This window comes from Pseudomonas sp. HMWF032 (assembly GCF_003060885.1).
In the GTDB taxonomy this organism is placed as follows: domain Bacteria; phylum Pseudomonadota; class Gammaproteobacteria; order Pseudomonadales; family Pseudomonadaceae; genus Aquipseudomonas.
In genome coordinates, this window is record NZ_QAIG01000001.1 from 23,989 (window position 1) to 31,032 (window position 7,044).

5 protein-coding genes and 1 pseudogene are annotated in these 7,044 nt (G+C 60.4%); 2 read left to right on the top strand and 4 right to left on the bottom strand.

Features of this window, described 5'->3' with window-relative positions:
• Positions 1-68 precede the first annotated feature (68 nt).
• Positions 69-1,133 carry a metal-dependent hydrolase gene (locus tag DBR00_RS00135; RefSeq protein ID WP_108488380.1) on the top strand — a complete coding sequence of 355 codons (1,065 nt, stop codon included), beginning with the start codon at positions 69-71 and terminating at the stop codon, positions 1,131-1,133.
• 80 nt (positions 1,134-1,213) lie between these two features.
• Complete coding sequence (locus DBR00_RS00140) at positions 1,214-2,821, top strand: methyl-accepting chemotaxis protein (protein ID WP_108488379.1); 1,608 nt, start codon at positions 1,214-1,216, stop codon at positions 2,819-2,821.
• Between the two features lie 56 nt (positions 2,822-2,877).
• Here DBR00_RS00140 and DBR00_RS00145 read toward each other — a convergent pair whose 3' ends face one another.
• The 4 genes and pseudogenes from DBR00_RS00145 to DBR00_RS00160 all read right to left on the bottom strand — a co-directional run bounded on the left by DBR00_RS00145 (position 2,878) and on the right by DBR00_RS00160 (position 6,970).
• Positions 2,878-4,266: an amino acid permease gene (locus tag DBR00_RS00145; RefSeq protein ID WP_371920604.1), complete on the bottom strand. Its 1,389-nt coding sequence runs from the start codon at positions 4,264-4,266 to the stop codon at positions 2,878-2,880.
• Positions 4,267-4,570: 304 nt separating this feature from the next.
• Positions 4,571-5,291, bottom strand: a pseudogene (locus DBR00_RS00150) (sodium-dependent transporter); the annotation flags it as partial.
• 46 nt (positions 5,292-5,337) lie between these two features.
• Positions 5,338-5,997 carry a maleylacetoacetate isomerase gene (gene maiA / locus DBR00_RS00155; RefSeq protein ID WP_108488378.1) on the bottom strand — a complete coding sequence of 220 codons (660 nt, stop codon included), beginning with the start codon at positions 5,995-5,997 and terminating at the stop codon, positions 5,338-5,340.
• Positions 5,987-6,970 (bottom strand): fumarylacetoacetate hydrolase family protein, encoded by a 984-nt coding sequence (locus DBR00_RS00160; protein WP_108488377.1) that lies wholly within the window; start codon positions 6,968-6,970, stop codon positions 5,987-5,989. The genes maiA and DBR00_RS00160 overlap by 11 nt, the downstream gene beginning before the upstream one ends.
• Positions 6,971-7,044 lie beyond the last annotated feature (74 nt).

Below are 7,044 nucleotides of genomic sequence, written 5' to 3' on the forward strand. Positions count from 1 at the left end.
AACATTTACCGCAGCAGATCCTTGAGCCTTGGGCTAAGTTAGCCGCTTGTTTCTTCCAAGGACCTGCCATGGACTCGATAACCCAAGCCGTACTCGGTGCCAGCATCCAAGGCGCGATGCTCGGCCGCTGGCAGGGGCGCAAGGCGCTGCTGTATGGCGCCATGCTCGGCACATTGCCGGACCTGGATGTGATCATCGACTATGGCGACGCCGTGGCCGACATGACCTACCACCGGGGTTTCAGCCATTCGCTGTTTGTTCTGACCGGCCTGGCGCTGTTTCTGACCTGGCTGACCCGACGATTCCGGCATAACCCCGGCTACTCCGCGCAGCGCCTGTTCCTCACCCTCTGGCTGGTGCTGATAACCCATCCACTGCTCGACAGCTTCACCAGCTACGGCACCCAGTTGCTCTGGCCACTGACGCCGATACCCACCGCCTGGTCGAGTATTTTTATAATTGACCCGCTGTATACCGTTCCGCTGTGCGTTGCCGTGGCGGTTAGTCTGCTATACGGATTACGGGACAAAGCAGGCAAAGCCCCAACCCTGGCGTTGCTACTGTCTTCGCTGTACCTGGGCTTCACCCTGGGAGGCAAATACATGGCCGAACAGCGCGTGGCTGCTGAGCTGACAAATCAGGGTATCGAAGCGCAACAGATATTCAGCACCCCAACACCGTTCAACAGCCTGCTGTGGCGGGTAATCGTGCTGGATGGTGGGGATTACCATGAGGCACTGGTCAGCTGGTTTGACGACGCCCCACCGCAATTGACGCGTATTCCCCGTGGCACCCATTTGGCCACAGCACTGGCCGACTCCCCTGCGCATAAGCGGCTGGCCTGGTTTACCAATGGTGTGCTGCGCTACGACCAACTGGGTGAGCAACTGGTAGTGACCGATATCCGCCTGGGCATGACAGGCTTCCATCCGTTCCGCTTTGTCTTCGCCACGTTACGCGATGGCCTGTGGCAGCCCATTGAACAGATTGAACGACTGCCGGTAGAACGCGGCGATTTTACTCGCCTGCAACTGCTGTGGTCCCGCATCTGGCAGCCGCACATTGACGTGCCCTTGCTGGCATGGGCCGATGAACTGCGCAAAGCGCCCGTAACCCTTGGTAGCGGGCAATAACGGTTTTTTGGCCATAGGCCACAAATGGCCGTTACATGAGCTAGGCTGAAGTCCTACTTGGTCTTGTTGGAGGTTTAGGAATGAATATCCGGCAAAAAATGATCGCCTGTGGGGTTATAAGCGTATTGGCAGCCAGTCTGTTAGGTTGTATTGGCTTCTGGGGGCAAACCCGCCTGGCCAGCGCGCTGAATGAAAACCAGTTGAGCATCAGCGCGCTACGCAATCACCTTGAAGGCGACATGATGCATGACGCCTTGCGTTCCGATGTACTGGCCGCCTTCTACATCGACCCCAACGACAGCACGGCTGCCACACAGTTGCGTAAGGATCTGCGCGAGCACAGCGAATGGTTTACCCGCACGCTCAATGACAATGCCAAACTGCCGCTCAGCGATGCTATTCGCCAGGCTGTCAGCCAGTCGCAACCGGCGCTGGCGGCGTATATCCAGCAGGCAGAAAGCATCGTCGACCTCGCACTGAAAGACCCTCAGGAAGCTCGCCGTCACATGCCGGATTTCGACACCAGCTTTGCTGAACTGGAAGAGAAAAACGAGGCACTGAGCGGCCTGATCGAAGCTCATTCGGCCAACGCCCGTAGCGACAGCCAAGCAGCCGTAAAGGATGCGGCCTGGCTGTTGGTTGGCGGAATTCTACTGGTGTGCTGCCTACTCACCCTGCTTACCGGCCAACTCATGAGGGCTGTGCTTCGCCCGCTGGAAACCGTCGTCAACGTGGCTCGCGCCATCGCCCAGGGCAATTTGCGCAATGTCATCAGCGTCGACAGTGACGACGAAGCCGGGCAATTGCAGCAGGCATTAGCCGACATGCAAAACAATTTACGCAAAATGATCGATGAAATCAGGGCCGAAGGCGAGCAATTGCAGCAAACCGCGCACAGCCTGAACGGGGCCTCGCAGAGCATTGTCTACAGTGCCAATGAGGGATCACAAAACGCCACCAGCATGGCGTGCGCCATGGAGCAGATGATTCAGAACATTGGCCAGATTGCCGGCCATGCCCGTAATGCCCAGGAAATATCCTCGCAGTCCGAACATCTCGCAAGCAGCGGTGGCCAGGTGATCATGGGGGTAGTCGACGGCATGAGCCGCATTGCCGAGGCCGTCAATGAGTCCAGCGCTACGATCACCGCGTTGGGCCAGTCATCCGAAGAAATCCACTCGATCATTCAAGTGATCAAAAGTATTGCCGAACAAACCAACCTGCTCGCCCTCAACGCCGCCATCGAAGCCGCGCGCGCAGGCGAAGCCGGGCGCGGGTTTGCGGTAGTAGCCGATGAGGTGCGCAACCTGGCTGCCCGTACGGCACAGTCAACCCAGGAAATTACGCAAATGATCGAGCGAATCCGCAGCAGCACCTCACAAGCAGTGGACAGTATGCAGACCGGGGTAACCCGGGTGAATGACGGCGTTTCACTGGCTCGCCAAGCCGGGGAATCAATCAATGAGATTCGTGGCGGTGCCCACCGCGCTGCCGAAGTGGTGGAAGAAATTTCCCAGACCATCAACGAACAGAGCAAAGCCAGCAACGAAGTGGCCTTGCGCGTGGAACACATCGCCCAGATGTCACAGCAGAACAGCCGTACGGTCAACGAGCTGGCCGCTGCCACACAAAGCCTCGACCGCGTGGCGCGCAGCATGCAGAGCGCCGTGCTGCAGTTTCAGACATAGGCGCCGCCACAGACGAAAAACCCGGCCTGAGCCGGGTTTTTTCATACTTGCACAGCCTACCGCTGAGGGTTGCTTACCTGCTTGAGGCGGTAACAAACCCAGATAAACAGTACCCAGAACGGTATGGCGTAGACCGACATCTGAATGCCCGGAATCATCAGCATCACGCAGAGGATAAACAGCACGAACGCCAGGCAGATGTAGTTGCTCAAGGGGAACCAGAACGCTTTGAAGCTCGGCTCCACGCCCTGGCCCTGCATGGCCTTGCGGAACTTGATATGGGTCAGGCTGATCATCGCCCAGTTGATTACCAGCGAGGCCACCACCAGCGACATCAGCAATTCCAGCGCCGATTTCGGGGCCAGGTAATTGACCACCACGCAGAGCAGGGTCACTGCCGCAGACACGCCGATGGCAAGCACCGGCACCCCACGGTTGTTGACCTTCATGAGCGCCTTGGGTGCATCACCCTGCTCGGCCAGGCCGTAGAGCATGCGGCTGTTGCAGTACACGCCGCTGTTGTAGACCGACAGCGCGGCTGTCAGCACCACGAAATTGAGGATATGCGCGGCGGTGTCGCTGCCGATCAGCGAGAAGATCTGCACGAACGGGCTGCTGCCGTAAGCGTCGCCGCCGGCGGTTAGGGTCTGCACCAGGCTGTCCCAGGGATACAGCGAGAGCAGCACAGTGAGCGCGCCGATATAGAAGATCAGGATGCGGTAGACCACCTGGTTGATTGCCTTGGGGATCACCGTCTTCGGCTGATCGGCCTCGGCGGCGGTGATGCCGACCAGCTCCAAGCCGCCAAAGCTGAACATGATGATCGCCATCATCATCACCAGCCCGCTGATGCCATTGGGGAAGAAGCCGCCGTGGCTCCACAGGTTAGTGACGCTCGCCTGTTCACCACCCGCGCCGCTGAATAACAGGTACAGGCCAAGCAGGATCATGCAGATGATCGCCACCACCTTGATGATAGCGAACCAGAACTCGGTTTCACCGAAGGTTTTCACATTGATCAGGTTGATCGCGTTGATCAGCACGAAAAACGCCGCCGCCGTGGCCCAGGTGGGGATATCCGGGTACCAGTACTGCACGTACTTGCCCACCGCCGTGAGCTCGGCCATGCCGACCAGCACATAGAGCACCCAGTAGTTCCAGCCGGACAAAAAGCCCGCATAGGGACCCCAGTAGCGGTGGGCGAAGTGACTGAAGGAGCCGGCCACCGGCTCCTCGACGATCATCTCGCCGAGTTGGCGCATGATCAGAAAGGCAATGAACCCGCCGATGGCATAGCCGAGAATCATCGATGGCCCGGCGCTTTGCAGCACCCCGGCCGAACCGAGGAACAGCCCGGTACCAATCGCGCCGCCAAGGGCGATCAGCTGGATGTGGCGATTTTTCAGGCCGCGCTTGAGCGGGCCGGCGTGCAGCTGTTCAGACATCAGCACACCCCCCAAGCAGGCGGAGGGAAGGACGAGTACGTGGCATGCGATCACCTGTCGGTCAGTTCCGTGACGGGAACGAACCCGCAGGACTTGTGATCCAGCGGAGTGGTCGAGGGCTATTGGCCAGGGCAAGCGTGGATGCGCGCAGGCATCGGGTCACGGAACGCCGCGCAGTATATACAGCCCAGCAATTGTGCGGCCAGCCAGGCGACAGCTGTTCAGGCCACTCACCTAGCAGCAACAAAAAGGGCGCACAGCTTTTGCCCGTGCGCCCTTCTCTCCTGCGACTCAGCTAGCGCGATTAAGCTCCGACCAGTACCGGCACGACGTTCGGCCTGAGCACTTCACCCTGTATCGCCAGCCGACCGATGGCCTCGGTAATCCAGCACCACTGGCCAATCGGGTCAAACATCAACCAGCCCAGGACGTGCAGGAACACCACCATGATCAGCACCGGGCTGACGTAGCGCACCATAAACAGCCACAGCGCATAGCCCAGCAGCAGGTCCAGGTCATCACCCATGATCTCGCTGCGCAGGACGTAACCGGCCAGCAGCAGGCTCATAAAGATCAGTCCAGTGGCATCATCCAGCGAAAGGCCTTTTCGACACCAGCCTGCACGCCCTTGCCGACAACCCACAGGGTCAGCCGCGCCACCCACACGCTCTACCACCGAGTTGCCAGGGGTTGGCGTTATGGGCCTCGAACACCCTGCCAAGTTGCTCGACCGCGGTAGCGGCCAGCGAGCCGTCAAGCATCTTCCGCTTATAGGCAAAGGCCCAGCCTGCCACCACCACGTAGAAACACAGGCTCATAAAGCCGGCCAGCATGGCCATGCCGCCGACCGCCTTGCACAGCGGGTTGCCGTTGTTTTCCTTGACCACCCGCCCGATTGCATCGATGGGGCTGCCACGGCCGCGTCGGCCAACGGCGATCTCGGTCATCATCACGGGGATACCGATGGCCAGGATACAGGCCAGGTACGTCAGTACAAACGGACCACCGCTGTATTCGCCGGTGATAGGGCGCCGGTTTCGCCGACCCTAGCGGCGGCGAAACCGGCTGGGATCACTGGGCGTCGGGTTGCACCTCCGGCACAGCCTGCTTAAAGGCCAGCAAAGGCTCACAACGCGCCGCCATGGCGAGAATGCGCGGGTACGCATCGAGGTCACAGTTAAAACGGCGCGCATTATACAGCTGTGGGATCAGGCAGGCTTCCAGATATCCGGGTCGCTCACCGAGTGACAGGCGATCATTGAATACCGCCAGCCCTGCCTCGACCGCAGCCAGTCCTTTATGAAGCCAATGCCGATACCAGGCGTCCTTGGCCCCCTCGCCCACGCCCAGCTCACCGGTCAGGTACTGCAGCACCCGCAGGTTGTTCAGCGGGTGCAGGTCGCAGGCGATATGCAGCGCCAGAGCACGTACCTGAGCACGCTGCTGCGGGTCGCTGGGCAGCAGTGCGGGCGTCGGGAACACCTCATCGAGGTATTCAAGAATCGCCAGCGATTGAGCGATGCGCACCCCGCCGTTGCCTTTGTCGACCAGCAAGGGCAGCAGCTCCTGCGGATTCAGCGCCTGATAGTCAGCCGAGTGCTGCTGACCGCCGTCCCTGACCAAGTGCACCGGCACTTGCTGGTAGGCCAGACCCTTGAGATTCAGCCCGATCCGCACCCGATAGGCGGCGCTGGAGCGCCAGTAGCCGTAGAGCGTCAACTCAGTGTTCATAGCGCTCCACCGCCTGGTCGATGGCACCGAACAGGCTATGGCCGGCGGCGTTGAACATCTCGATGCGCACGCGATCGCCGAACTTGAGGAACGGGGTTTTCGCCTCGCCGCTCTCGATGACTTCCAGCATGCGCTTCTCGGCCAGGCAGGAAGAACCCGCGCTGCGGTCGTAGTTGGACACGGTGCCGGAGCCGATGATGGTGCCGCTGCCCAACGGACGGGTCTTGGCGGCGTGAGCCACCAGGGTCGGGAAGTTAAAGGTCATGTCCACGCCGGCATCCGGTCTGCCAAACAGCGCACCGTTGATATGCGACACCAGTGGCCGGTGCACCTTGCCCTCCTTCCAGCTGTCGCCCAACTCATCCGGGGTGATGGCCACCGGCGAGAAGCTCGACGACGGTTTGCTCTGGTAAAAACCAAAGCCCTTGGCCAGCTCGCCGGGAATCAAATTACGCAGCGACACATCATTGACCAGCATCAGCAGCTGGATATGCGCGGCAGCCTCGGCAGCGGTCGCGCCCATCGGCACGTCATCGGTGATCACTGCAATCTCGGCTTCCAGATCGATGCCCCAGGCCTCATCGGCCATCAGGATCGGGCTGTGCGGCGGAATAAAGCAGTCGGCACCGCCCTGGTACATCAGCGGGTCATGCCAGAAACTTTCCGGGATTTCGGCGCCACGCGCCTTGCGCACCAGCTCCACGTGGTTGACGTAGGCGCTGCCGTCGGCCCAGTGATAGGCACGCGGCAACGGGCTGTGACAGGCGGCCTGCTCGAAGGCAAACGCGCCCTCTTCCAGACCATCGTTGAGGCGCTGGTAGACCGCTTCCAGCTTGGGCTTGTTGATCGTCCAGTTATCCAGTGCCGCTTGCAGGGTCGCGGCAATCGCCGGGACTTCGGTGGCGCGGCTGAGGTCGCGGGATACCACGACGAGTACACCGTCGCGGCCTTGATTCAGTGAGGCGAGTTTCATCAGGATTCCTTGCCCGGCGCACGCCAGGAATTCACGTATTCGGGAACATCTACACTGGCGGCGGCTTCGCCGAC

Coding starts and splice junctions, on each gene's coding strand:
- DBR00_RS00135 (WP_108488380.1), top strand. CDS start 69: ATGGACTCGATAACCCAAGCCGTACTCGGTGCCAGCATCCAAGGCGCG.
- DBR00_RS00140 (WP_108488379.1), top strand. CDS start 1,214: ATGAATATCCGGCAAAAAATGATCGCCTGTGGGGTTATAAGCGTATTG.
- DBR00_RS00145 (WP_371920604.1), bottom strand. CDS start 4,266: ATGTCTGAACAGCTGCACGCCGGCCCGCTCAAGCGCGGCCTGAAAAAT.
- maiA (WP_108488378.1), bottom strand. CDS start 5,997: ATGAACACTGAGTTGACGCTCTACGGCTACTGGCGCTCCAGCGCCGCC.
- DBR00_RS00160 (WP_108488377.1), bottom strand. CDS start 6,970: ATGAAACTCGCCTCACTGAATCAAGGCCGCGACGGTGTACTCGTCGTG.